This window comes from Janthinobacterium sp. GW822-FHT07H10 (assembly GCF_058798675.1).
Genome location: NZ_JBXAKS010000002.1, coordinates 654328 through 678065 on the forward strand (window position 1 = coordinate 654328; position 23738 = coordinate 678065).

A 23738-nucleotide genomic window follows, 5' to 3' on the forward strand; every position below is an offset into this window, starting at 1 on the left:
CCATCACATGCGTTCCATCTTCGGCATCCACACGCGCAGCAGCGAGTACAGGCGGTCGAGGTCGATCGGCTTGGCCAGGTAGTCGGAGGCGCCTGCCTGCAGGCACTCTTCCTGGTCGTTCTTCATGGCCTTGGCCGTGATGGCGATGATGGGCAGCTTGTTGTAGCGGCCGTCGGCGCGTATCAAGCGCGTCGCTTCCAGGCCATCCATGCCCGGCATCATGACATCCATCAACACCAGGTCGATATCGTCCACGCTATTGAGCTTGCTGATGGCTTCGAAGCCGTTGCGGCCGATTTCCACCACCACGCCTTTCTGTTCCAGCGCATTGGTCAGGGCAAAGATATTGCGCACGTCGTCGTCGACCAGCAAAATCTTGCGGCCTTCGAATACGCGTTCGCGGCTGCGCACCTGCTGCAGCATGCCCTGGCGTTCGCTCGACAGTTCGGACTCCACCTTGTGCAGGAACAGGGTCACTTCGTCGAGCAGGCGCTCGGGCGAGCGGGCGCCCTTGATGATGATCGAGCGCGAGTATTTCATCAGGTCCGCCTCTTCCTCGCGGCTCAGGTTGCGGCCCGTGTAGACGATGACGGGCGGGAACGAGCACAGTTCCTCGTGTTCCATGCGTTCGAGCAATTCGTTGCCCTGGATGTCGGGCAGCTTCAAGTCGATGATCATGCAATCGAAAATCTGCGTCTTCAGCAATTCCAGCGCCTGTTCGCCCAGGGCCACGGCCGTGATTTCCACGTCGTCGTCGCTGATCAGGTGCACCACGCTTTCGCGCTGGCGTTCATCGTCCTCGACCAGCAGGATGCGCTTCATCTTTTGCGTGAACTTCGATTCGAGCTTGCGGAACACGTCCTTCAGCTGTTCGCGCGTGCGCGGCTTGGTGGCGTAGCCGATGGCGCCCAGCTGCATGGCTTCCTGCACCTGGTCGTTGCCGGAAACGATGTGCACGGGAATGTGGCGCGTCAGCGGGTTTTCCTTCAGCTGCTGCAAGACCAGCAAGCCGGGACGGTCAGGCAAGCCCATGTCGAGCAGGATGGCGTCGGGCAGGAACTGCTCGGCCAGGCGCAAGCCTTCGTCGGCGCCATGTGCCACCAGGCAACGGTACTGCATTTCGTGGGCCAGGTCGAACAGGATGCCGGCAAACGAGGGCTCGTCCTCGATCACCAGCACGGAGCGCTGGCCGCTCTTGCCGGCCGGTACGCTGTCGCGGTCATCCTGGAAGGTGGCCAAAGGCACGGGCTTGGCGGCGGGCACCGCTTTCGGCGCGGCGGCTACGGTGGCTGGCCGCGCCACGGCAGGCTGGACGGTGACGGTAGCGGGCGCGAGGGCGTCCGGCGCCGCTGCGCGCTGCGGCATGGCCGGCGGCAGGACCAGGGTAAACGTGCTGCCCTGGCCAGGCGTGCTGGCCAGTTCGATGGTGCCGCCAAGCAAGGCTGCCAGGTCGCGCGAGATCGACAGGCCCAGGCCCGTGCCGCCATAGCGGCGGCTGGTGGTGCCGTCGGCCTGGTGGAAGGCGTCGAAGATCTTTTGCTGCTGGTCGTCGGCGATGCCGATGCCCGAATCCTGCACCTGGAAGCGCACGTTGCCGCCGTCATCGGTGCTCACCTGCAGGGCCACCGTGCCCGCATCCGTGAATTTGATGGCGTTCGACAGCAGGTTTTTCAGGATTTGCTCGAGGCGCTGGCGGTCGCTGACAAACGACGCGGGCGCATCCGGCGCCACGCTGACGTTGAAGGCGAGTTTCTTTTGCTGCGCCTGCGGACCGAACAGCATGCGCATGCTGCTCAGCAGTTCATCGAAGGGCACGGTGTCCGGCATCAGTTCCAGCTTGCCCGCCTCGACCTTGGAAATGTCGAGGATATCGTTAATGAGCGTCAATAAGTCGTTGCCGGCCGAATAAATGGTTTGCGCAAACGTCACTTGCTCGGGCGTCAGGTTGCCGCCGCTATTGTCGGACAGCAGCTTGGACAGGATCAGCGAGCTGTTCAAGGGGGTGCGCAGTTCGTGCGACATGTTCGCCAGGAATTCGGACTTGTAGCGGCTGGCCCGCTGCAGCTCTTCGGCGCGCGCCTCGAGCTGGGCATGCGCCTGGACTATCGCCATGTTCTTCTGGTCCAGCGCCAGTGCCTGCACGGCCAGCTGCTCGTTCGACTGTTCGAGCGCCGCCTTTTGCTCTTCCAGGTGGGCCTGCGACTGCTCCAGCACGCGCGACTGCTCGCCCAGTTCCTCGTTGGCCGTGCGCAGCTCTTCCTGCTGCACTTCCAGCTCTTCATTCAGCTGCTGCGTTTCTTCCAGCACGTTTTGCAGGCGCTGGCGGTACAGCGCCGCTTCCAGCGAGGTGCCGACATTGGCGGCGATCAGGTTCAGCAATTCTTTCGCGCGCTGGCTGACGGGATGCGTGAAGCCCAGCTCGATCACGCCGTTGACGGCGCCCTCGTTGTTGACGGGGGTCAATACCAGTTCCAGCGGCGCGCCATGGCCCAGGCCGGACGTTACGGTCAGGTAATCGTGCGGCACCTGCTTGATGTGCTTGAGCCGTTTCTCGCGCGCCGTTTCGCCCACCAGGCCTTCGCCCAGCTTGAATACCTGCTTGTCCTTCACGCCCTGTTCGTTGAAACCGTAGACGGCCGTGCGGCGCAGGCTGCCGTCGTCATCGATTACATACATGGTGGCGACGGCCACGTCCAGGCGGTTGGCGAGGAAATCGAGCACTTGCCGTCCCAGTTGCGGCAAGGCCAGCTGGCCGCTCGTATGCGCGGCCAGCTCCGTCTGCCCCGTGCGCAGCCAGGCCTGTTCCTGCAGCACGTCGTTATCCTTGCCGCGCTGTTCCAGCGCCTCATTGTAGATGTCGGACAGGCGCAGCAGTTCGCGCCGGCCCAGGTAGGCCAGCAGACCGGACAGTCCCAGGCTCAGGAGCAGGAACACCACCACGGCCAGCACCGTGCGGCTTTCGGCCGTATCGCCGCGCTCCTGGCGCAAGCGCTGCTCCATGGACAGGAAGGACAGGAATTCGCGGCGGATCTCGTCAAATTCCAGCTTGCCTTCGCCCTGGCGCACGCGCGCGAGAAATTCCTGGTTGCTGCGGCGCTGCCCGATGACGCTTTCCGCGTATTCCATCCACTGGTTTTGCAGCGCGCGGATGCGGCGCAGGCGGTCCACCTGGACGGGACTGTCGGAGACCAGCTCGAGCAGGGTATTCATCTCGACGGCGATCTTTGCCTTGCCCGATTTATACGGCGCCAGGAAGGTTTCGTCGCCCGTCAGCAAATAGCCGCGCATGCCCGTTTCCAGGTCGACGGACAGCTTCATGACTTCATTCGCATTGCCGATGACCCTTTCGGAATGTTCGACCGAGCGCAGCGCCGACAGCAGGTAGGCGATCAGGCCGACGAATACGAGGGCCGTGACGACGCCGATGACCAGGGGCAGGGTGACGTTGCGGGCAAGGATGCGGCGAAAGCTGAAGGAGTCGATCGGGGTCTTGGTATTCATCATGTCCGGTAAGGGCTGGTGCAAAAAATCAATTTTAATGGAAATGCAAGTATTTATGCGGATTGCGCATAGCGTGCGCTAGCATAGCAGCCTTGCGCTAGTTTCATTGCTGTAATACTTGTGTATGCGAGGCAGCGAACAATGCGATGCGGGCCATGTTCAAGTTCGCCAGAAGTCAATGCTTGCACGTTTGATATAACGCAAAGAGTGCGCCGGTTTGCGTCCTAGTATGCAGATGGTGGTGGCGTCCGTGCGGCTGGCAGCTTGCCGCGCGGCTGGCCACCGTGTGCAATGCCATTGCCCATGCAGGAGGACATCATGGCCAATCATCTGATCCACCGCGATCCGCTCAACCCGCTGGCGCGCTTCGACCCCTTCAGCGACATGGAAGAGCTGATGCGCGATTTCTTCACGCCGGCCCTGCGCCTGCGCGAAGGCGGCGCGCCGCGCATCCGCGTCGATATTTCCGAAACCGAACAAGCTTACCTGGTGCAGGCCGACATACCGGGCGTCAGCAAGGATGACATCAAGGTGTCGATCGACGGCAACCGGGTATCCATCGCCGCCGAACTGAAGAATGAACACGAACTGCGCGACGGCGGCGGCAAGGTCGTGCGCAGCGAGCGTGAATATGGTCAGCAATACCGCAGCTTCGTGTTGCCGCATGAAGTGGAGGAAGCTGGCGCCCAGGCCCGCTATGAAAATGGCGTGTTGTTGCTGGACTTGCCGAAAAAGGCGGGTACGGGCGGCAGGCAGCTGGCGATACAGTAGCCGGCGCCAGCAGCGGGGCATGGCGCCGGTTCCGGCGCGGCCGGCGCGCAGGGCCGGCGACAAAAAAATGCGCCGGACGAATCCGGCGCATGGCGTACATGGCGGCATGCGGCAAGCGCACGCCTGTCTATATATATATGTCAGTCGCGGATTTCCAGCGCCCGGTTCAGGCTCAGCGCGGCCAGCGAGGCGACGGCGCCCGACAGCAGGTAGAAGCTGACATAGGCGAGGCCGAAGTTGGCCGACAGGCCCAGCGCCACCAGCGGGGCGAAGCCGGCACCGACCAGCCAGGCCAGGTCGGACGTCAGGGCCGCGCCCGTGTAGCGGAAGCGGGCAGGGAAGTTGGCCGTCACGGCGCCGGCCGCCTGGCCGTAGGACAGGCCCAGCAGGCTGAAGCCGACGAGGATGAACACGTCCTGGCCCGTATTGCCGCCGCCCATCAGGATCGGCACGAAGGCGCTGAAGATGGCGATCAGCACGGCCAGCACACCCAGGGTGGTGCGGCGGCCCACTTTATCGGCCAGCAAGCCGGAAATCACCACGCCGACGGCGGCCAGCACGGCGCCCAGCATCTGGATTTGCAGGAAATCCGGCGCGGAACGGGTCTGGTAGACGGAAATCCACGACAGCGGGAACACGGTGACCAGGTGGAACAGCGCGTAGCTGGCCAGCGCGGCGAGGGCGCCGATCAGCACGTTGCGGCCCTGGCCGCGGCTCATTTCAAACACGCTCACAGGCTGCAGTTCGCGTTCGTCGAGCAGGCGCGCATATTCATTCGTCGATACCAGGCGCAACCGGGCAAACAGGGCCACCACGTTGATGGCGAATGCCACATAGAAGGGATAGCGCCAGCCCCAGTCGAGGAAATCTTCATCCGTCAGCGTGGTCAGCATGAACCAGAACAGGCCGGCGGCGATCAGGAAGCCGACGGGGGCGCCCAGCTGGCCCAGCATGGCGTACCAGCCGCGCTTGTTTTCAGGCGCGTTCAGGGCCAGCAGCGACGGCAGGCCATCCCACGAGCCGCCCAGCGCCACGCCCTGGCCGATGCGCAGCACGGACAGCCAGATGATGGCGGCAAAGCCCAGGTGCGAATAGGTGGGCAGGAAAGCGATGCCGGCCGTCGACACGCCCAGCAGGAAGAGGGCGAACGTCAGCTTGGCGCTGCGCCCCATGCGGCGCTGGATTTCCATGAAGATCACGGTGCCGAACGGACGGGCGATAAAGGCGAACGAGAAGATCAGGAACGCATACAAGGTGCCTTCCAGGCGCTCTTCGAAGGGGAAGAAGACGCGCGGAAACACCAGCACCGAGGCGATGGCGTAGACAAAGAAGTCAAAATACTCGGAAGCGCGGCCGATGATCACGCCGACGGCGATCTCACCGGGGTCGATATGCGATTCGACCGTGCCGGCCCCGCGTGCGTCGCGCAGGGAATGGGGGGAAAAGTCAGCGGGTACATCCCCGCTGTGTATGCGCGTGCTGGACATGATGATCGTCTCCAATATAGTTTCGAGTTCGGCCAACGCGTAACATACCCCGGGTGTCTCACGCCCGGAGTAGGACTATCCATCAGGTAGTCGTAGGAAAACTCCGTACGTACACAGTGAAAGTCCGAGCAAGGGGTAGGACAAAACGTCCAATTGCCAACGCGCTCCAGTGAGAATACAGTACCATATCTTCATCCCCTGTACTGGACTTTCCTGTATGTTTTCATTAAAAGTTCGTCGCGGACTGCTTCTTTTACCCCTCGCATTGTTGGCTGGTTGCAATACGGTGGTACTGAATCCGTCCGGAGACATCGCAGTTCAGCAAGGCAATCTGATTGTCATCTCGACATTGCTGATGCTGTTGATTATCGTTCCGGTAATCGCCCTGACCCTGCTTTTCGCATGGCGCTATAGAAAAAACAACACCGCGGCCAAATACGAGCCGGACTGGGACCACTCGACTCGCCTCGAGCTGATCATCTGGGGCGCGCCCCTGCTGATCATCATCGTGCTGGGCCTGCTGACCTGGATCAGCACCCACACCCTCGATCCTTATCGTCCGCTGAGCCGTATCGACGCCAACCGTCCGATTCCTGCCAGCCACAAGCCGATGATCGTCGAAGTCGTGGCGCTGGACTGGAAATGGCTGTTCATCTACCCTGAGCAAGGCATCGCTTCGGTCAATGAACTGTATGCGCCCGTCGACCGCCCGATCCGCTTCAAGATCACCGCCTCGTCCGTCATGAACTCGTTCTTCATCCCCGCACTGGCAGGTCAGATCTACGCCATGCCGGGCATGGAAACCCAGTTGAATGCCGTCATCAACAAGCCAGGCGTGTATAAAGGCTTTTCCGCCAACTACAGCGGTGCCGGTTTCTCGGGCATGCGCTTCAAGTTCCATGGCGTGAACGATGCGGACTTCGACAAATGGGTGGAATCGGCACGTGCCGGTGGCGGCGCGCTGAACCGCGACGACTACCTGACGCTGGCCCAGCCGAGCGAGCGCGATCCCGTGCGCCGCTACAGCGCGGTACCTAGCGATCTGTACAAGGCAATTTTGAACCGCACCATCGTTTCCGACGCCCTGTGCGTGACGCCGGTCGAGCCATACAAACTGGCGGTGGCAAATAGCCCGGTAGCGGCCGTAACGGCAGTAGTCGCTAGCGATGCAGTGGTTGAAAAGGGCGTTCAAGCCAAGTAACGACTGCATGAATCCCGCAGCGCATAAGTACTTAGCGCTGCAGATACTGGCGCCGCTTGCCTGGCGCCTCCCTTTTTTCTCTGAGAGTAACAATGCTAGACCATATTGATCTGACGAAGCTTATATTCGGCCGTCTGACTTGGGATGCAATTCCATTTCACGAACCTATCCTGCTGGTGACCTTTGCCATGGTTGCCCTGGGCGGTATCGCACTCGTTGCGGCACTGACGTATTTCCGCGTCTGGGGTACCCTGTGGCGCGACTGGATCACCAGTATCGACCATAAAAAAATCGGTATCATGTATATGATTCTGGGCCTCGTCATGCTGCTGCGCGGCTTTGCCGACGCGCTCATGATGCGTACCCAGCAGGCCGTCGCCTTTGGCGACAATGCCGGCTTCCTGCCACCGCATCACTACGACCAGATCTTCACCGCCCACGGCGTGATCATGATCTTCTTCGTCGCGATGCCTTTCGTGACGGGTCTGATGAACTACGTGGTGCCGCTGCAAATCGGCGCGCGCGACGTGGCTTTCCCTTTCCTTAACAACTTCAGCTTCTGGATGACCACCATGGGCGCCGCCCTGGTCATGGCTTCGCTGTTCGTCGGCGAATTCGCCCGTACGGGCTGGCTGGCGTATCCACCGCTGTCGGGCATCGTCGGCAGTCCGGACGTGGGGGTAGACTATTACATCTGGTCCCTGCAGATTGCCGGGGTCGGGACGCTATTGTCCGGTGTCAACCTGATCGCCACCATCGTCAAGATGCGCGCGCCCGGCATGACCTGGATGAAAATGCCCGTCTTCACCTGGACCGCACTGTGCACCAACATCCTGATCGTCGCCGCCTTCCCGGTGCTGACGGCCGTGTTGGCCATGCTGTCGCTGGACCGCGTTGCCGGCTTTAACTTCTTCACGACGGAACTGGGCGGCAACGCCATGATGTACGTCAACCTGATCTGGATCTGGGGTCACCCGGAAGTCTACATCCTGATCCTGCCGCTGTTCGGCGTGTTCTCGGAAGTGGTCGCCACGTTCAGCAGCAAGCGCCTGTTCGGCTACGCCTCGATGGTGTACGCCACCTGCGTCATCATGATCCTGTCCTACCTGGTCTGGCTGCATCACTTCTTCACCATGGGTTCAGGCGCCAGCGTCAACTCCTTCTTCGGCATCACGACGATGATCATTTCGATCCCGACGGGCGCGAAGATCTTCAACTGGCTGTTTACCATGTACCGCGGCCGTATCCGTTTCGAACTGCCCATGCTGTGGACGATTGGCTTCATGGTCACCTTCACCATCGGCGGCATGACCGGCGTGCTGCTGGCCGTACCACCAGCCGACTTCGTGCTGCATAACAGCCTGTTCCTGATTGCCCACTTCCATAACGTGATTATCGGCGGCGTGGTCTTCGGCGTCTTCGCTGCGATCAACTACTGGTACCCGAAAGCCTTCGGCTACAAGCTCGATGCGTTCTGGGGCAAGTGCTCGTTCTGGTTCTGGTTCGTCGGCTTCTACCTGGCCTTCATGCCGCTGTACGTGCTGGGCCTGATGGGCGTGACCCGTCGCGTCAACCACTTTGAAGATCCATCGCTGCAAATCTGGACCATCATCGCCTGGTTCGGCGCCGTCTCGATCGCGCTGGGCATCGCTTCCATGCTGATCCAGTTCTATGTCAGCTACCGCAACCGTCACGCCCTGCGCGACGTGACCGGCGACCCATGGGGCGGCCGTACGCTGGAATGGTCGACGTCGTCGCCACCGCCAGACTATAATTTCGCCTTCACGCCACAAGTGCACGAACTCGATGCATGGACCGACATGAAGAAACACGGTTACCAGCGTCCGACGTCCGGTTTCACGAAGATCCACATGCCGAAGAACACCTGGGCTGGTTTCGTGATCGCCGCGTTGAGCGCACTGGTTGGTTTTGGCCTGATCTGGCAAATGTGGCTCGTCGCCAGCATCGGCTTCGTGATCATGATGGTCACCATCATTGTCCATACCTTTAACTACAAGCGCGATTACTACATTCCTGCGGAAGAAGTGGTCCGTACCGAAGACGCTTATACTAAATTGCTGAGCAGCCATGTCTGATACCATCGCCCATAACACCGGCGCCGCTGGCGCCGCACCAAGCACGCGCAGCTACTTTGTGCGCGAGCACCACCCGGAAAACGGCAGCCTGCTGGGTTTCTGGCTTTACCTGATGAGCGATTGCCTGATCTTCGCCTGTCTGTTCGCCACGTACGCCGTGGTCGGCCGCAGCTACGCGGACGGCCCGACGGGCGCCGCGCTGTTCGACCTGCCGCTGGTGGCCGTCAACACGGCCATGCTGCTGCTGTCGTCGATCACCTACGGCTTCGCCATGCTGGCCATGCAGCGCAAGAATTTGCGCAGCACCCTGGTCTGGCTGGGCATCACGGGCCTGTTCGGCCTGGCCTTCCTGTCGCTGGAAATGTATGAATTCATGCATCTGATCCACGAAGGCGCCGGTCCGCAGCGCAGCGCGTTCCTGTCCTCGTTCTTCGCCCTGGTCGGTACCCACGGCTTGCACGTGACGTTCGGCGTGATCTGGCTCGTGACCTTGATGTTCCAGTTGAACAAGCATGGCCTGACGCCGGAAAACGGCCGTCGCATGATGTGCCTGTCGCTGTTCTGGCACTTCCTGGACGTCATCTGGATCGGCGTCTTCACCTTTGTCTACCTGATGGGAGTGCTGCCATGAGCGACCACCACACACACGGCGATAGCCACCACCATGACCATCACGATCATGGCAGCCTGAAAAGCTATGCCATCGGCTTCATCCTGTCGGTGATCCTGACGGCCATTCCTTTCTGGCTGGTGATGACGAAAGCCATCACCAACTCGGGCACCATGGGCCTGGTCCTGCTGGCGTTCGCGGCTGTTCAAGTGGTGGTGCACATGGTGTACTTCCTGCACATGAACACCAAGTCCGAAGGCGGCTGGAACATGATGGCGCTGATCTTCACCATCATGATCGTGGGTATTGCCATGGCCGGTTCGCTGTGGGTCATGTACCACATGAACCACAACATGATGCCGGATCTGATGCCTGAGTACATGCATACGAAAACGGCTCCATGATGAGTCAAACGCGCCCAAGCAGCACCGGGCGCGCCCCTGGCGCCGCATCGCAAGATGCCGCGCCAGGCCCACGTGGCATGGCTGTGCATTATTCAAAAATTGCACTGGCCTTGCTGGCGGGGATCGTTTTTGCCGGTTTCTGTGCCCTGGGCACCTGGCAAGTCAAGCGCCTGTTCTGGAAGCTTGACCTGATCGAGCGCGTCGAACAACGCGTACATGCGCCCGCAACGGACGCACCTGGACCCGCAGCCTGGGCCAAGGTCACGCAGCAAACGGATGAATACCGCCATGTGCGACTCTCCGGTACTTATCTTCCCATTTTCAATACCCTGGTGCAGGCAACGACGGCACTGGGCAGCGGCTATTGGCTGGTGACGCCCTTGCGCCTGGCCGATGGCAGCACCGTGCTGGTCAACCGCGGCTTCGTGCCCAGGCGCGAAGGCATCGGCGCCAGCACGCCGGCCGGCATCGTCCACGTCGATGGCTTGCTGCGCATCAGCGAGACGGGCGGCGGTTTCTTGCGCGAAAACAGTCCTGCCACGCAGCACTGGTATTCGCGCGACGTAGCCGCCATCGGCGCCTCGCACATGCTGAGCAACGTGGCGCCATACTTCGTCGATGCGAAGGCAAAGTCGGAAACGGCCGCGGACGCGCCCGTCGGCGGCCTGACCGTGATTTCCTTCCACAACAACCACCTCGTGTACGCCTTGACCTGGTTCGCGCTGGCCTTGATGGTGGCGGGCATCACGTGGTGGATCGTGCGCGAAGACAAGCGCCGCCGCGCGCGCAAGGCGGGCTTGTCGCAACAACACCCTGATCAATCGCAAGAAAGCGACCATGCCGGGCAGGATTGAGATCCTGCCCAACCGCGAAGTGCTGGAGCGCGGTGCGGTAGCGGCCGAGATGGAACATCCGGCCGGCCACCAGAACATGAAGCTGCTGATCCAGCTGCGCTGGCTGGCCGTGATCGGCCAGATCAGCACGATCTTCGGCGTCGGCGTGGGACTGGGCATCGCCTTGCCCGTGCCCTACATGCTCGAAGTGCTGTCCTGCCTCATCGCCTTCAACCTGGCCAGCCTCTTGCGCTGGCACGAACGCCAGCCCGTCTCGAACACGGCGCTGTTCCTCGCCTTGCTGGTCGACGTCACCGTGCTGACGGCCCAGCTCTACCTGAGCGGCGGCATCAGCAACCCGTTCGCCTTCCTGTATCTGCTGCAAGTCATCCTCAGCGCCGTGCTGCTGGAAGTGTGGTCGACCTGGATCATGGTGGCCATCACCAGCCTGTGCCTGGCCGGCCTGGCCTTGCTGCCCGGCCCCCTGATCCTGCCGATCGACCCCGAGCGGGGCTTTTCCAGCCTCTACGTGCAGGGCTTGCTGATCTGTTTCATCCTCAACGCCGCCTTGCTGGTGGTGTTCATCACGCGCATCAACCGCAACCAGCGCGCCGGCGACGCCAAGGTGGCGGACTTGCGCCAGCGCGCGGCGGAAGAAGAGCACATCATCCGCATGGGCTTGCTGGCATCGGGCGCCGCGCACGAGCTGGGCACGCCGCTGGCGACCCTGTCCGTCATCCTGGGCGACTGGCGCCGCATGCCGGAATTGAGCAAGAACGGCGAATTGCTGGAAGAAATCACGGAAATGCAAGCGCAGTTGCAGCGCTGCAAGAGCATCGTCAGCGGCATCCTGTTGTCGGCAGGCGAGGCGCGCGGCGAATCGTCCGTGAAGACGACGATCAACACCTTCCTCAACGACCTCGTGGAAGAATGGCGCACGAGCCGGCCCATCCACGATTTCGAGTACGATAACCGCATCGAGCACGACGTGCCCGTCGTCTTCGATTCGACCCTGAAACAAACCATCTGCAATGTGCTCGACAATGCGCTGGAAGCGTCGCCCGACTGGCTGCGCTTCGAAGCGACGCGCGAAGCGGACGCCTTGCACCTGGTGATCACCGATGCGGGCCCCGGCTTCGAGCCGTCGATGCTGACGCACCTGGGCAAACCGTATCAAAGCAGCAAGGGCAAGCCCGGCGGCGGCCTCGGCCTGTTCCTGGTGGTCAACGTTGCGCGGACTTTGGGCGGCACGGTGACGGCGCGCAACCGCGTGCAGGGCGGGGCGGTGGTGCACCTGGCCTTGCCGCTGGCGGCCATCAAACTGGAAAGAGAAAGTGACCACCATGCAGGATGACCGTCTGTTACTGATCGTGGAAGACGACGCCGCGTTTGCCCGCACCCTGGGCCGCTCGTTCGAGCGGCGCGGCTACCAGGTCATCCTGGCCACCAATTTCGATGAGGCGAGCGCCTTGCTCGAGCAGCATTGCCCCGATTACGCCGTCGTCGATTTGAAGTTGAATGGCAATACCTCGGGCCTGGCCTGCGTGCAGATGCTGCACCAGCACGATCCGGACATGCTGATCGTCGTGCTGACGGGCTACGCCAGCATCGGCACGGCCGTCGAAGCGATCAAGCTGGGCGCCTGCCAGTACCTGGCGAAACCGTCGAACACGGACGATATCGAAGCGGCCTTCGGCCACGTGGCCGGCAACGCCGACATCGAACTGACGAGCCGCGCCACCAACATCAAGACCCTGGAATGGGAACGCATCCATGAAATGCTGGCCGAGACGGATTTCAATATCTCGGAAACGGCACGTCGCCTGGGCATGCACCGAAGGACCCTGGCGCGCAAGCTGGAGAAGCAGCGCGTCAAATAGGCAGGCGTTTAGCCGTTGATGTTATAGCCCGACACTTTCCAACTGGCATCTTTTTCCAGCACGGTCGTGATGGTTTCGCGCACGTCGGCCTTGTTTTCATACTGGCTCACGTAGTCGATGACGACCTTGTCCGGGCCCGGCTTGCCGGCCGGCGCCTTTTGCAGGGCGGCCGACTTCAGCTTGCGCGACTTGAACTCGCCCAGCGGCCAGTGCACGGCCGTGATCAGCATCTTCCAGCCCGACTTCGACATTTCGCTGCGCAGCGAGGCCGCGCTGCTGTCCCACGTGCCCGCATCGTCGCCCGCATCCATGCGCTTGAGCCAGCTGTTCGCGGCGACCTTGGCGGCCGCCACTTCCGAGGATTCCTGCGCCATGGCGGGCTGGGCGCCAAACAGGGCGGCGGCGACGAACATCGATGTGATGAGTTTCATGGTGGTTCCGCAAGAGATTGAACAGGCACCAAGATTAGCGCCAAAGCCGGGCCCGGCATAGCGTTTTCTAAGGGGCGGTGCGGGCGCGCAACATCAGGCCGGCGCCAGCCACGCCATCTTCTGCACCTGGATATGCGGGTGGCTCTCCAGCGCTTCCCATTCCGGCAGGAAGACAAAACCCTGCTTCTGGTAAAACGCCGCCGCGCGCACATTTTCCGGCGCCACGTCGAGCACCAGGCGCGCATGGCCAGTGGCCACGGCCTGCCGTTTCACGGCATCGACCAGGCCCTGCGCCACGGCCATGCCGCGGTATTCTCGCTGCACCCACATGGCGATCAGGTTGCACTCGCCATTGCCGGCGACCACTTGCGCGGCGATGCCGATGGCGTGTTCGCCGTCAAAGGCGAGGAAAAACGTCCGCTGCGCCGTGCTGACGGCGCGCTGCCGCCAGTCCGCGTCGGCATAGGCGGCCGCGCTGGCATGGCTGACGCCAAAGGCGGTCGGCGCGTCGAGCAGCGAAGCGAGGCGCGTGGTTTTCAGGGCGGGCCAGTCGGCCGGGGTGGTGGGGCGGATGTGGATGGTGGTCAAACCAGGGGATTCCTTGTGGTGTGATGTTGCCGTGGACTATTTGCCAATATTAACAGCATCGCTGCCGTGTTCGAGCATTTCCGCACGCTAGGCGCCCGCCCAGGTGCTGGCTGAACCAGGCGAGGTGCTCTATTTGCTGTGGTACCTTGTCGTGACGGGGTTTCATGGTCTGTTTGGCCTGCTCAGCTCCTGGCATCGAAGGCCGGATGATAGGCGACATTCCCCGATGGCAGCGCCGAATCGAAAGCCAGCGCCTGGAAATATTCGGCCGGCACGCCCGGCAACACCAGCGCGCCGTGTGCCTGGAAGCCGAAGCGCCCGTAGTAGGCAGGCTCGCCCAGCACCACGCAGCCCGCCGCGCCCCGCTGGCGCAAGTCGTCCAGCAACTGCTTGATGAGCTCGCTGCCCACGCCTTGCTGCTGATGGCTGGGGGCCACTGAAACGGGCCCCAGGCCAAACCAGTGCGGCGCGCCGTCGCTGATGGCGACGGGCGAGGCGGCCGCGTGGCCGATCAGTTCTCCGTCCAGTTCGGCCACCAGCGAGACGCTCAGGGCGCCCGCGTCGCGCAAGCCTTTCACGATGAACTGTTCCGTGTGGTCCGTGTGCGCGGCGTGCAGGAAGGCGTCGCGCGTCAGCTGGTCGATGGCCCCGATGTCGGCCGCGGTTTCCTTGCGTATGATCAATGTACTGTTCCTCATGACTGGTCCCACACTTCAATGGTCAGGAGCTGGCCTGGCGCGCAGGCGGCGATGCGGTCCCCGTGCACGGTGATGCAGCCGGGCCAGCCCGTGGGCTGGTCGTGGGGAAAAACGCCATCCTGCGCGACGGCGATGCCGTTTTCCAGCAGGGGCAGGATGTCGCCCGCCATCGCCGTGTAGCGGTTGGGAAAGCCGTTCGACGACAGCTGGGTCGCCTTGCCTTGTGCACACAGTTGCGCGATCCAGTCGGCGCCGAACAGGCCCGCTTCCCACGTGGCCAGGAACGCTTCCTTGTTGACTTTCGTCATATCGGCCATGCGTTGCGGCGTGTCTGTCGAAATGATGGTCCACCAGCCTGACATAAATGATTCCCTGTAATAAGTAAGTGCTTCAGCGCGTCATGGCCCGGCGCAGCACATAGCTGAGGCCATCAACGGCCGCCACCATCAGCAGCATGGCGATGATGACGGTGGCGGCGCTCTGCATCTGGAACAGCGACAGATGGTATTTCAGCATCTGCCCCAGGCCGCCCGCGCCGACGACGCCGAGGATGGCGGCGGCGCGGATATTGTTTTCCCAGCGATACAGGGTGTAGGACATCATCTGCGGCCCGCACTGCGGCAAGGTGGCGTACAGGAAGGCCACGGCCGGGCGCGCCCCGTTGATGCGCAGGGTGGCGGCCGGCAGCGGCGGGCAATTCTCGAAGGCGTCGGCAAACAGACGTCCCAGCACGCCCACCGTGTGCAGGGCCAGCGCCAGGGTGCCGGCGAACGGGCCCAGGCCGGCGGCGATCAGCAGGATCGAGGCCCACACGAGTTCGGGGATCGAGCGCAGCACATTCAGGACACCCCGTGTCGCGTTGCGCGCCACATTGCCGAAGCGGCCGCTGGCAGGCAGGGCCAGCAGTGCACCGAGCACGGCGGCAATCACCGTGCCGATGGCCGACATGGCCAGGGTTTCGAACGTGGCCACGCCCACCTTCACGAGGAAGGCGCCGGCCAGCTCGGGCGGGGCGAAGCCGTGCAGGAAGTCGGCCGTCGTGCGCAGCGCGTCCTGGCTGAAGAACTCGCCCCATTTCAGGGGCAGGGTGGCAAAGCTGGCGATGACGAGCAGCAACAAGCCGGCCAGCAAGGCCCAGGTCGACCAGCGTACGGGGGTGGAAACAGGCAGCATGGACGTGTCGTTCTTCATGCCAGCCTCCGGCGCAGCATGGCGGAGACGGCGTCGGCGCCCGCCACCAGCAATACGAATACCATCAGCATGGTGGCCAGTTCATTGCCTGCCATCATCTTCATCGATTCATCCATGCGCTGGCCCAGGCCGCCGGCGCCGACGAAGCCCATGACGACGGAACCGCGGATCGCGCATTCCCAGCGGTAAATCGTATACGACACGAGTTCGGCGGCCGATTCGGGCAGGGCGCCGTACAGCAGGGCCTTGAGGCGGCCGCTGCCGTTGTGCAGCAGGGCGTTGCAGGCGGCGGCATCCGACGATTCGAGGATTTCCGCGTAGACCTTGCCCAGCATGCCGCAATAGGTGAGGGCGATGGCGATCACGCCCGCCGTCGGCCCCAGGCCGACGATGCGCACCAATAGCAACGCCCACACCAGTTCCGGCACGCTGCGCAGCAGCACCAGCACGGCGCGCACGCCGTGGCGCAGGGCGGCGGCCGGCGGCGACACGTGGCCGGAACCGATGCGCGAGATCGACAGCCGTTCCGTCACCAATAAGGTCAAGGGGATGGCGCCCAGCATGGCCAGCGCCATGCCGGCCGTCGCCATGGCGATGGTTTCCCAGCTGGACACAGCCACCAGGCGCAGGAATTCCAGCGAGTGCGCGGGCGGCACGAAGCTGGCGATGAAATTCCACGTCGCTTCCAGGCTTTGCGCGTCGAACAGGATCCACGGCTTGAACTCGGCCTGCACCAGCATCGGCCACAGCACGAGCAGCACGATGGCGGCGGCGCTCAGGCGGCCGCGCCAGGCGGGGTCGCGCGGCAGGGCGGCGTCGGCGGCCTTCAGCAAAGGGGCCTCGCGGCGTCCAGCCGCGCTTCCACGGCCTCGAATGCGGGCGCGGGGTCGGCCTGGTTGCGGTACAGCGCTTCGATCATGGCGTCGCTGACGTCGGCGCTGGCCGCATCGAACACCACCTTGCCGTCGCGCAAGGCGATGATGCGCGGGAAGCAGGCGCGCGCGATTTCCACCTGGTGCAGGCTGCAGATCAGCGTGGCATGACGCGCTTGCGCTTCCGCCTGCAGCACGGCGATCGTTTGCTGGGCCAGCGTGGGGTCGAGCGCGGACAGCGGCTCGTCGACGAGGAAGACCTCGGCATTCGAGACGAGCGCGCGGGCCATGCCGCAGCGCTGGCGTTCGCCGCCGGACAGGCGGTCGACGCGCGCATACAGCTTGTCCTGCAGGTTGAATTTGCCCAGGGCCACCCAGGCGGCGCGTGGGTCGACGGGCGCCAGCAGCGAACGGATGGCCGTCCACAAGCTCCATTGCGGCAGCCGGCCGGCCAGCACGGCGTTGACGACGCGCTGGCGCGGCGGCAGCGGCGGCGTCTGCGGCGCCAGGAACAGGCGCGCGCGCAGGGCGTGGCGCTGCGCGCTGCCGATGTCCCACGGCGCGCTGCCAAGTATATTCAAGGTACCCGCTGCGGGACGCAGCGCGCAGGCCAGCGTGTGCAGCAGGCTGGTCTTGCCGGCGCCGGAAGGGCCGATCAGGGCGATCTGTTCACCCGGCGCCACGTCCAGGCTAAGCTCGCGCAGGGCCAGCGCATTGCCGGCGGCGCCCGCGTGGTGGACGCTGACCTTGTGAAGTTGGAATGTCATGCGATGTTCGGTCTTGGGGAGGGGCGGTGTCGGATTTCGTGGCTGGGCCGCTAATCCGACCTGCGCCATGCAATAGCAGCGCAGGTCGGATCAGTCCGCAGGACGTGATCCGACAGGTTTCAGCAGTTACTTCAACAGCTTCGCATCGCGCGCGGCCGCTTCGATATCCTTGTAGTTCTCGGCCTTGGTCGGGATAAACCGGGTGGCGCGCTGCAGTTCGAGGATTTCCTTGCCTTCAGGCGTGGACGGGTCCAGCGCCAGGAAGGCGTCCGTCAGCTTCTTGCGCACGACGGGATTCATGTCGGCGCGCACGCTCCAGTTGTAGTCGTAGTAGCCGGGCGTCGTGTAGAACACGCGCACCTTGGCCGGATCGACCTTTTTCGCTTCCACCAGCTTTTCCCACACGGAGATGTTCAGGGTGCCCGCATCGACCTTGCCGCCGGCCACGGCCGCCACGGTGGCGTCATGCGCGCCCGAGAACGCGATGCGCTTCATGTCCGTATCCGGGTTGATCTTGGCGGCCAGCAAGTAGTAGCGCGGCATCAAATGACCGGACGTCGACGATTCCGAGCCGAACGTGAAATTCTTGCCCTTCAGGTCGGACAACTGGTTGATGTCCTTGCTGGTGGTCACGAACACGGAGCGGAACTTCGTGTCTTCCTCGCGCTGCACCAGCGGCACGATCTTGCCGCCGCTGCGCACGTTCGCCTGCACGAAGGTGAAGCCGCCGAACCAGACCATGTCGAGCTTGTTATTGATCAAGCCTTCCACGGATGCCGCGTAGTCGGTCACGGGCGTAAATTCCACCTTCATGCCCAGCTTTTTCTCCAGGTAGCTGCCCAGCGGCTTGAACTTGCGCTGCAATTCCGTCGGCGCTTCGTCGGGAATGGCGGACACGCGCAGCACTTGCTGCGCCTGCGCCAGGCCGCTGTGGATGGCCAGGGTGGCGGCGACGGTGGCCAGGATGGCGGGGAATTTAGAGAACGTGGTCATGGGACTGCCTTTGCAAAAAATATTCATTAAAATACGGAAACCCCGGTGTTGCCTTCCTGCATCTCGCCGATCACGGTTGCCTCGGCAAAGCCTTCGGCACGGAAAATCGCCAGCACCTGTTCGACGGCTTCCGGCGCGCATGCCACCAGCAGGGGACCGGCCGTCTGCGGATCCGTCAGGATGGCCTTGTCGATGGCGCTGAGGCCATCGTCGAGCTGCACCTGCGCGCCATAACCTTGCCAGTTGCGGCCCGAGGCGCCCGTGATGTTGCCGTTCTCCGCCAGTTGCTGCACTTGCGGCAGCAGCGGCACGTCGCGCATTGCGATGCGCGCCTGCAAGTTGGCGCCGCGCGCCAGTTCCAGCGAGTGGCCGAGCAAGCCGAAGCCCGTCACGTCCGTCAGCGCATGCACGCCGTCCAGCAGGGCCAGCTTCTTGCCCGGGGTATTCAATTTGGTGGTGTTGTCGATCAGCGAGGCATAGCCGCCCGCGTCGAGCGCATTCTTCTTCAGCGCGGCCGACAGGATGCCCACGCCGATCGGCTTGCCCAGCACCAGCTTGTCGCCGGCGCGCGCGCCCGCGTTGCGCTTCACCTGCGACGGGTGCACGAGGCCCAGCACGACGAGGCCGTAGATCGGCTCGACGGAATCGATGGTGTGGCCGCCGGCGATGGGGATGCCGGCCTGGGCGCAGATGGTTTCGCCGCCTTTTAATATCAGGCCGATGGTTTCCACCGGCAGCTTGTTGATCGGCATGCCGACCAGGGCCAGCGCCATGATGGGCGTGCCGCCCATGGCGTAGACGTCGGAAATGGCGTTGGTGGCGGCGATGCGGCCGAAGTCGAACGGGTCGTCGACGATGGGCATGAAGAAATCCGTCGTGGCGATCAGCGCCTGCTCGTCGTTGAGCTGGTAGACGGCCGCGTCGTCCGAGGTTTCTATGCCGACCAGCAATTCCTTCGGCAGGGGAAAGCCGCCGCTGCCTTTCAGGATGTCGGCCAGCACGCCAGGTGCAATTTTGCAGCCGCAGCCGCCGCCATGGGCAAATTCGGTCAATCGGATGGGGCTTGGAACGCTATCGGACATGGTCTTCATCCTGCTGAAATAAGTAATTAGATGGCAAGCCAGGCATCACACGGCGCTGGCGGTACGTTGTTCGCCGACGATAGCACATAATGCGCGCGCGGCTTGCTCAAAGGCATGTTCTGAAATATCGGGCAAGACCAGCGGCGTCGCCTGCGCGTAGCGGCTGAAATTGCGCGCGATCGATTGCCGGTACACGGGGTCGTAATGCTGGACCAGCAATTCCTCCACCAGCTCGGCCATGCGGCCCGCCGTCGCCAGTTGCTGCCAATGGGCGATTTTCTCGCGGCCATGCAGCTGCGTCAACAGGGCCAGCTGCACGTTCAGGCGCGCCGGGTCGCCGACGAAATGCGCGTAATCGTCCATCAGCAGGCGCACGCGCTCGCCGATATCGAGCCGCACGTCGGTGCAGGCGGCCGCGCGCATCTTTTCCATCAGCGCGTCGGGCACGCGCAAGCGGCCCACTTTCTTGCTTTCGGATTCGATGAACACGGGGAGTGCCGGGTCGAAATGGCGCAATTGCTGCCACAGCGCGCTTTCAAACGCCTTTTGCGATGGCTGCTCTTCTTCCGGCAAGCCGCCCAGCACGGAGCCGCGGTGGGCGGCCAGGTCTTCCAGGTCGATCACTTGCGCGCCCTGGCGGTCCAGCACCTGCAGCAAGCGGCTCTTGCCGCTGCCCGTGGGGCCGCACAGCACGTTGATGAAATCGAAACGCTCGGGCAGGGTGGCCAGCTCGGCGTTTACGTGGCGCCGGTATTCCTTGTAGCCACCGTCGAGCTGGGTCACGGGCCAGCCGATGCGCGCCAGGATATGCACCATGGCGCCGCTGCGGTTGCCGCCGCGCCAGCAATACACGAGCGGCTTCCACTGTTGCGGATGGCCGAGGAAGCCGTCTTCGATATGCCGCGCGATATTCTGCGCGATCAGCGCTGCGCCCAGTTTCTTCGCTTCGAAGGCGCTCGTCTGCTTGTACAGGGTACCCACGCGCACGCGCTGTTCGTCGTCCAGCACGGGCAGGTTGATCGCGCCCGGCAAGTGGTCTTCCGCGAACTCGGACGGGCTGCGCACGTCGATGATGGCATCGAATTCGGTCAGGCGGGGCAGGATATCGCTGAAAGGCAGGACTGCGGGGTATTTCATCGTGGCGAGGGCGCTGGCAAGGGGAAACGCATATTATCCCCGATAAACGCCCGTGCCGTCGGTGTTTGCGCCGCCTAGCCTGGTTCTTTCTGCTCCGCAAAGAAATTGAGCAGGCTGTGCGGCGCGTCCTCGCCAAAACACAGGCTGAAGACGCGCCCGGACTCCGCCGCCGCCGCGCTGCTGCGCGCAAACAGCGCCGTTTCATACGCTTGCAGGGCCGCTTCCACGTCGCCGGGATGGGCCGCCAGCGCCTGCGCCAGCTCGGCGCCGTCGAGCATGGCGAGGTTGGCGCCTTCGCCGGCGGGCGCCATCAGGTGGGCCGCGTCGCCCAGCAAGGTCACGCCTGGCACGCGCCGCCAGGCATGGTCGGGCGGCAAGGTATGCACGGGACGGGGCACGGGCGGCGTCTCGCCATCCGTGATCAGCGCCGTCAGCGCCGGCGCCCAGCCGGCAAATTCCGCGGCGACGCGGGCGCGGGCGGCCGCGGGATCGTCAAAGTCGATGCCGGCCAGCCATGCCTCCGGTTTCTGCAAGGCCACATACGTATGCAGCACGCCATCGGGCTCGCGGTGGGCCTGGATGCCCTTGCCGGGCGCCAAGGCAAACAGGGCGCCGGCGCCCACGGCTTGCGCGCTGGCCTGGTGCTGGCGGTCGCTATCGAGCAGATATGTTTCAATGAAGGACACGCCCGAGTACACGGGCTGCGCGCCGGACAGCAGGGGGCGGACCCGGGACCAGGCGCCGTCCGCGCCCACCAGCAGATCGGTTGTTGCCGTCGCGCCATCGGCAAAGGTCAGCCGGTGCCTGCCTCCGCCCAGCGCGGTGGCGGCCGCAAGCCTGTGGCCCCAGCGCACGGTGCCGGCCGGCAGCGAGTCGAGCAGGATGCGGCGCAGCGCGCCGCGCGGCACTTCCGGACGCCCGCCCGTGCCATCGTCGCCCTCGTCGAGCAAGACCGTGCCGTGCATGTCCAGCACCCGGCTCGCTTCGCCGCCCGCGTGGATGATGGCGCGGAACGCGTCATACAGGCCGGCCGCCCTCAGCGCGCGCTGGCCATTCTCTTCATGAATGTCGAGCATGCCGCCCTGGCCGCGCGCCTGCGGCGACGCATCCGCTTCATGGATGGTGGCGGCGATGCCGTGGACATGCAGCACGCGGGCGAGCATCAGCCCGCCCAGGCCCGCGCCGATGATGGTGATGTGTGGATGCATGGGAATTCCTTAAGGGGAGGGGCGGGAGCGTTCAACCATATGAATGGAACGGTGTTCCACAAGAATTTTGCGGCATCGCATCATCTGTGTCAAGATAAGCGATGCTGAAAAATGTAACGAAACCACCACGGCGCGACACCTCGCTGACGCGCGACACCATCATCGACGCCGCCATCAGCCTGCTGGACACGGCCGGCGAGAGCGGCCTGACATTCCGCGCCCTGGCCGCGCGTCTGGCCACGGGGCCGGGCGCGATTTACTGGCACATTGCCAACAAGGACGAGCTGTTCACGGCGGCCAGCGACAGCGTCGTCATGCGCGCCATGGAGGCGGTCTTGCCTGGCGCCACGCCGCCAGCCTGCATCCGGGCCGTGGCGCTGGCCGTGTTCGAGGCGATGGATGCGCATCCGTGGCTGGGCTCGGCGCTGGCGCGCGCGCCGGGCCAGTTGCCCACCGTGCGCATCCTCGAGCGCCTGGGGCGGCAAGTGGACGCGCTGGGCGTGCCGGCAGAGCGGCAATGGCTGGCCACCTGCACGCTGCTCAATTATCTGCTGGGCGTGAGCGGGCAGAATGCGGCCAACGCCGCCATCGGCCGCGCCAACGGCCTGGACAGGTCTCATTTCCTTGACAGCCTATCAGCCGCGTGGTCGCGCCTCGATGCGCAGGCGTTTCCGTTTGCCCGCAAGGTGGCGGGGCAGCTGCGCGCGCACGACGACCGCGAGGATTTCCTGGCGGGCATCGACCTGATCGTGCATGGCATGCAGGCGCTGCAGGCGGGCCGCTAGCCCAGCAGGCGTCCCAGCAGCGGCGCCAGCAAGACCGTCACGACGCCGGAAAAAATCATCGTCAGGCTGGCCACGGCGCCTTCTTCCGTGCCCACGCGGCGCGCCACGGACAGGCCGAAGCCGTGCGCGGCCGCGCCATACGGGGCGCCGCGGGCGATGCGCATGCGCAGGGGCAGCAGTTTCAGCAGCGGTTTGCCCAGCATCAAGCCAAACAAGCCCGTCATCACGACAAAGATGCCCGTCAGCTGGGCCGAGCCGCCCATGTGGCGCGACGCTTCCAGCGCGAACGGCGTCGACACGGAACGCGCCAGCAGGCTGCGCGCCATGTCGCCGTGCACGCCCAGCAAGCGGTCCAGCAGCAGGGTGGCGGCGACCGAAGCCACGATGCCGGCGCAGCTGCCCAGTGACAAGGCCAGCCAGTGCTTGCGGATCAGCTTGCGCTCCTGGAAGATGGGCAGCGCGAACGCCACGGTGGCGGGGCCCAGCAGCCACGGCAGCCAGCGCGTCTCGCCGAAATACGTGGCGAACGGCGTCGCCGTCGCCTGCACGATGACGATCAGGATGGCCGAGGTGCAGATGGCCGGCGTCAGCAGGAAGTGCGGGTGGCGCTTGTGCACGGCCTGGTTGGCATAGAACAGCACCAGGGTCAGCAGCAAAAACAGCAAGGACAAGACCAGGGTGCTCATGCTGCTGCCCTGGCATTGCGCTGGCGCCGCAGTGTTTGCAGGCGCAGCCGGCGTTCATAGCGGCACACCCATTCCACGGTCAGCGCCGTGGCCAGCATCACGCAGGCAAAGCCCAGGCCGATGTTCACGAACAGCATCAAGCCCTGTGACTTCAACAGCTGCGTAAATTGCACCACCGATACCACCAGCGGGATGAAGAACAGCAGCATGTTGGCCAGCAGCCAGTTGGCGCCCAGCTCGATGGCGGCCGGCCGCACCCAGCCCGCCAGCAGCAGGGCCACCAGCACGAACAGGCCGACGACGCCGCCGGAAAACGGCAAGTGCAGGGCGGCGGCGGCCTGGTCGGCCAGCCACCAGGCGGCGATCAGCACGCCCACTTGCCACAGCGTCTGCGCCGGCTGGCGCCAGGCGGGCATGGAGGGCAGGGTGGCGACAGGATGGGGGACGGCTTTCACGGCGGGCTTTCAAGTTGCAGGGGGAAGTTTTCATTGTAGGGATTGCACATCAAAAGATAAAA

24 protein-coding genes are annotated in these 23738 nt (G+C 63.9%); 9 read left to right on the top strand and 15 right to left on the bottom strand.

Annotation, left to right across the window (positions count from 1 at the left end):
- Positions 1–3 precede the first annotated feature (3 nt).
- Positions 4–3501, bottom strand: a complete 3498-nt coding sequence (locus AC1RDJ_RS07165; protein ID WP_493027061.1) for a response regulator — start codon at positions 3499–3501, stop codon at positions 4–6.
- Positions 3502–3819: 318 nt separating this feature from the next.
- On the opposite strand from AC1RDJ_RS07165, the gene AC1RDJ_RS07170 reads away from it, so the two are divergent.
- Complete coding sequence (locus tag AC1RDJ_RS07170; RefSeq protein ID WP_493027062.1) at positions 3820–4272, top strand: Hsp20/alpha crystallin family protein; 453 nt, start codon at positions 3820–3822, stop codon at positions 4270–4272.
- A 140-nt stretch (positions 4273–4412) separates the two neighbouring features.
- Here the strand turns inward: AC1RDJ_RS07170 and AC1RDJ_RS07175 are convergent, their stop codons facing one another.
- Positions 4413–5759, bottom strand: coding sequence for an MFS transporter (locus tag AC1RDJ_RS07175; RefSeq protein WP_493027063.1), 1347 nt, complete (start codon positions 5757–5759; stop codon positions 4413–4415).
- A gap of 217 nt (positions 5760–5976) precedes the next feature.
- Here AC1RDJ_RS07175 and cyoA point away from each other — a divergent pair, with 217 nt between their 5' ends.
- The 7 genes from cyoA to AC1RDJ_RS07210 all read left to right on the top strand — a co-directional run bounded on the left by cyoA (position 5977) and on the right by AC1RDJ_RS07210 (position 12783).
- Entirely contained in the window at positions 5977–6960 is a 984-nt protein-coding gene (gene cyoA / locus AC1RDJ_RS07180) for a ubiquinol oxidase subunit II (RefSeq protein WP_083411786.1), read from the top strand.
- Between the two features lie 92 nt (positions 6961–7052).
- Positions 7053–9056, top strand: coding sequence for a cytochrome o ubiquinol oxidase subunit I (gene cyoB, locus AC1RDJ_RS07185; RefSeq protein WP_070253477.1), 2004 nt, complete (start codon positions 7053–7055; stop codon positions 9054–9056).
- On the top strand, positions 9049–9687 hold the full coding sequence (gene cyoC, locus AC1RDJ_RS07190) for a cytochrome o ubiquinol oxidase subunit III (protein ID WP_071323578.1): 639 nt from the start codon (positions 9049–9051) through the stop codon (positions 9685–9687). The genes cyoB and cyoC overlap by 8 nt, the downstream gene beginning before the upstream one ends.
- Positions 9684–10070: a cytochrome o ubiquinol oxidase subunit IV gene (cyoD, locus tag AC1RDJ_RS07195; RefSeq protein WP_071323579.1), complete on the top strand. Its 387-nt coding sequence runs from the start codon at positions 9684–9686 to the stop codon at positions 10068–10070. Before cyoC ends, cyoD begins: the two co-directional genes overlap by 4 nt.
- Positions 10067–10924: an SURF1 family protein gene (locus AC1RDJ_RS07200; protein ID WP_493027064.1), complete on the top strand. Its 858-nt coding sequence runs from the start codon at positions 10067–10069 to the stop codon at positions 10922–10924. The genes cyoD and AC1RDJ_RS07200 overlap by 4 nt, the downstream gene beginning before the upstream one ends.
- Positions 10908–12257 (top strand): ATP-binding protein, encoded by a 1350-nt coding sequence (locus tag AC1RDJ_RS07205; RefSeq protein ID WP_071323581.1) that lies wholly within the window; start codon positions 10908–10910, stop codon positions 12255–12257. Before AC1RDJ_RS07200 ends, AC1RDJ_RS07205 begins: the two co-directional genes overlap by 17 nt.
- Positions 12247–12783 (top strand): response regulator transcription factor, encoded by a 537-nt coding sequence (locus tag AC1RDJ_RS07210; RefSeq protein ID WP_071323582.1) that lies wholly within the window; start codon positions 12247–12249, stop codon positions 12781–12783. Before AC1RDJ_RS07205 ends, AC1RDJ_RS07210 begins: the two co-directional genes overlap by 11 nt.
- 8 nt (positions 12784–12791) lie before the next feature.
- Here AC1RDJ_RS07210 and AC1RDJ_RS07215 read toward each other — a convergent pair whose 3' ends face one another.
- The 11 genes from AC1RDJ_RS07215 to AC1RDJ_RS07265 form a co-directional block, all read right to left on the bottom strand.
- The gene (locus AC1RDJ_RS07215; RefSeq protein ID WP_493027065.1) at positions 12792–13214 is read right to left on the bottom strand and encodes a DUF4019 domain-containing protein; all 423 of its coding nucleotides are present in this window, start codon (positions 13212–13214) and stop codon (positions 12792–12794) included.
- Positions 13215–13307: 93 nt separating this feature from the next.
- Complete coding sequence (locus AC1RDJ_RS07220; RefSeq protein ID WP_493027066.1) at positions 13308–13802, bottom strand: GNAT family N-acetyltransferase; 495 nt, start codon at positions 13800–13802, stop codon at positions 13308–13310.
- A 182-nt stretch (positions 13803–13984) separates the two neighbouring features.
- Positions 13985–14500 (bottom strand): GNAT family N-acetyltransferase, encoded by a 516-nt coding sequence (locus AC1RDJ_RS07225; RefSeq protein WP_493027067.1) that lies wholly within the window; start codon positions 14498–14500, stop codon positions 13985–13987.
- Positions 14497–14862, bottom strand: a complete 366-nt coding sequence (locus AC1RDJ_RS07230; RefSeq protein ID WP_493027068.1) for a hypothetical protein — start codon at positions 14860–14862, stop codon at positions 14497–14499. The genes AC1RDJ_RS07225 and AC1RDJ_RS07230 overlap by 4 nt, the downstream gene beginning before the upstream one ends.
- Positions 14863–14890: 28 nt before the next feature.
- A complete protein-coding gene (phnE, locus tag AC1RDJ_RS07235) occupies positions 14891–15691 on the bottom strand; it encodes a phosphonate ABC transporter, permease protein PhnE (protein ID WP_493027069.1) in 801 nt (266 codons plus the stop codon).
- Positions 15688–16524 (bottom strand): PhnE/PtxC family ABC transporter permease, encoded by an 837-nt coding sequence (locus AC1RDJ_RS07240; RefSeq protein ID WP_071323586.1) that lies wholly within the window; start codon positions 16522–16524, stop codon positions 15688–15690. The genes phnE and AC1RDJ_RS07240 overlap by 4 nt, the downstream gene beginning before the upstream one ends.
- Positions 16518–17330 (bottom strand): phosphonate ABC transporter ATP-binding protein, encoded by an 813-nt coding sequence (locus AC1RDJ_RS07245; protein WP_493027070.1) that lies wholly within the window; start codon positions 17328–17330, stop codon positions 16518–16520. The genes AC1RDJ_RS07240 and AC1RDJ_RS07245 overlap by 7 nt, the downstream gene beginning before the upstream one ends.
- 126 nt (positions 17331–17456) lie before the next feature.
- Positions 17457–18323, bottom strand: a complete 867-nt coding sequence (locus AC1RDJ_RS07250) for a putative selenate ABC transporter substrate-binding protein (protein WP_071323588.1) — start codon at positions 18321–18323, stop codon at positions 17457–17459.
- A 26-nt stretch (positions 18324–18349) separates the two neighbouring features.
- The gene (selD, locus tag AC1RDJ_RS07255) at positions 18350–19405 is read right to left on the bottom strand and encodes a selenide, water dikinase SelD (RefSeq protein ID WP_493027071.1); all 1056 of its coding nucleotides are present in this window, start codon (positions 19403–19405) and stop codon (positions 18350–18352) included.
- A gap of 45 nt (positions 19406–19450) precedes the next feature.
- Positions 19451–20542 carry a tRNA 2-selenouridine(34) synthase MnmH gene (gene mnmH / locus AC1RDJ_RS07260; protein WP_493027072.1) on the bottom strand — a complete coding sequence of 364 codons (1092 nt, stop codon included), beginning with the start codon at positions 20540–20542 and terminating at the stop codon, positions 19451–19453.
- 74 nt (positions 20543–20616) lie between these two features.
- On the bottom strand, positions 20617–21750 hold the full coding sequence (locus tag AC1RDJ_RS07265) for an FAD-dependent oxidoreductase (protein WP_493027073.1): 1134 nt from the start codon (positions 21748–21750) through the stop codon (positions 20617–20619).
- 101 nt (positions 21751–21851) lie between these two features.
- Here AC1RDJ_RS07265 and AC1RDJ_RS07270 point away from each other — a divergent pair, with 101 nt between their 5' ends.
- A complete protein-coding gene (locus AC1RDJ_RS07270) occupies positions 21852–22535 on the top strand; it encodes a TetR/AcrR family transcriptional regulator (RefSeq protein WP_493027074.1) in 684 nt (227 codons plus the stop codon).
- Here AC1RDJ_RS07270 and AC1RDJ_RS07275 read toward each other — a convergent pair.
- Positions 22532–23221, bottom strand: a complete 690-nt coding sequence (locus tag AC1RDJ_RS07275; protein WP_071323593.1) for an LrgB family protein — start codon at positions 23219–23221, stop codon at positions 22532–22534. The genes AC1RDJ_RS07270 and AC1RDJ_RS07275 overlap by 4 nt on opposite strands.
- Entirely contained in the window at positions 23218–23676 is a 459-nt protein-coding gene (locus AC1RDJ_RS07280) for a CidA/LrgA family protein (RefSeq protein ID WP_083411788.1), read from the bottom strand. The genes AC1RDJ_RS07275 and AC1RDJ_RS07280 overlap by 4 nt, the downstream gene beginning before the upstream one ends.
- Positions 23677–23738 lie beyond the last annotated feature (62 nt).

Bases quoted from the DNA above. Each gene is read 5' to 3' on its own strand.
- AC1RDJ_RS07165 (WP_493027061.1), bottom strand. From the start codon at position 3,501: ATGAATACCAAGACCCCGATCGACTCCTTCAGCTTTCGCCGCATCCTT.
- AC1RDJ_RS07170 (WP_493027062.1), top strand. From the start codon at position 3,820: ATGGCCAATCATCTGATCCACCGCGATCCGCTCAACCCGCTGGCGCGC.
- AC1RDJ_RS07175 (WP_493027063.1), bottom strand. From the start codon at position 5,759: ATGTCCAGCACGCGCATACACAGCGGGGATGTACCCGCTGACTTTTCC.
- cyoA (WP_083411786.1), top strand. From the start codon at position 5,977: ATGTTTTCATTAAAAGTTCGTCGCGGACTGCTTCTTTTACCCCTCGCA.
- cyoB (WP_070253477.1), top strand. From the start codon at position 7,053: ATGCTAGACCATATTGATCTGACGAAGCTTATATTCGGCCGTCTGACT.
- cyoC (WP_071323578.1), top strand. From the start codon at position 9,049: ATGTCTGATACCATCGCCCATAACACCGGCGCCGCTGGCGCCGCACCA.
- cyoD (WP_071323579.1), top strand. From the start codon at position 9,684: ATGAGCGACCACCACACACACGGCGATAGCCACCACCATGACCATCAC.
- AC1RDJ_RS07200 (WP_493027064.1), top strand. From the start codon at position 10,067: ATGATGAGTCAAACGCGCCCAAGCAGCACCGGGCGCGCCCCTGGCGCC.
- AC1RDJ_RS07205 (WP_071323581.1), top strand. From the start codon at position 10,908: ATGCCGGGCAGGATTGAGATCCTGCCCAACCGCGAAGTGCTGGAGCGC.
- AC1RDJ_RS07210 (WP_071323582.1), top strand. From the start codon at position 12,247: ATGCAGGATGACCGTCTGTTACTGATCGTGGAAGACGACGCCGCGTTT.
- AC1RDJ_RS07215 (WP_493027065.1), bottom strand. From the start codon at position 13,214: ATGAAACTCATCACATCGATGTTCGTCGCCGCCGCCCTGTTTGGCGCC.
- AC1RDJ_RS07225 (WP_493027067.1), bottom strand. From the start codon at position 14,500: ATGAGGAACAGTACATTGATCATACGCAAGGAAACCGCGGCCGACATC.
- AC1RDJ_RS07230 (WP_493027068.1), bottom strand. From the start codon at position 14,862: ATGTCAGGCTGGTGGACCATCATTTCGACAGACACGCCGCAACGCATG.
- phnE (WP_493027069.1), bottom strand. From the start codon at position 15,691: ATGAAGAACGACACGTCCATGCTGCCTGTTTCCACCCCCGTACGCTGG.
- AC1RDJ_RS07245 (WP_493027070.1), bottom strand. From the start codon at position 17,330: ATGACATTCCAACTTCACAAGGTCAGCGTCCACCACGCGGGCGCCGCC.
- AC1RDJ_RS07250 (WP_071323588.1), bottom strand. From the start codon at position 18,323: ATGACCACGTTCTCTAAATTCCCCGCCATCCTGGCCACCGTCGCCGCC.
- selD (WP_493027071.1), bottom strand. From the start codon at position 19,405: ATGTCCGATAGCGTTCCAAGCCCCATCCGATTGACCGAATTTGCCCAT.
- mnmH (WP_493027072.1), bottom strand. From the start codon at position 20,542: ATGAAATACCCCGCAGTCCTGCCTTTCAGCGATATCCTGCCCCGCCTG.
- AC1RDJ_RS07265 (WP_493027073.1), bottom strand. From the start codon at position 21,750: ATGCATCCACACATCACCATCATCGGCGCGGGCCTGGGCGGGCTGATG.
- AC1RDJ_RS07270 (WP_493027074.1), top strand. From the start codon at position 21,852: ATGCTGAAAAATGTAACGAAACCACCACGGCGCGACACCTCGCTGACG.
- AC1RDJ_RS07275 (WP_071323593.1), bottom strand. From the start codon at position 23,221: ATGAGCACCCTGGTCTTGTCCTTGCTGTTTTTGCTGCTGACCCTGGTG.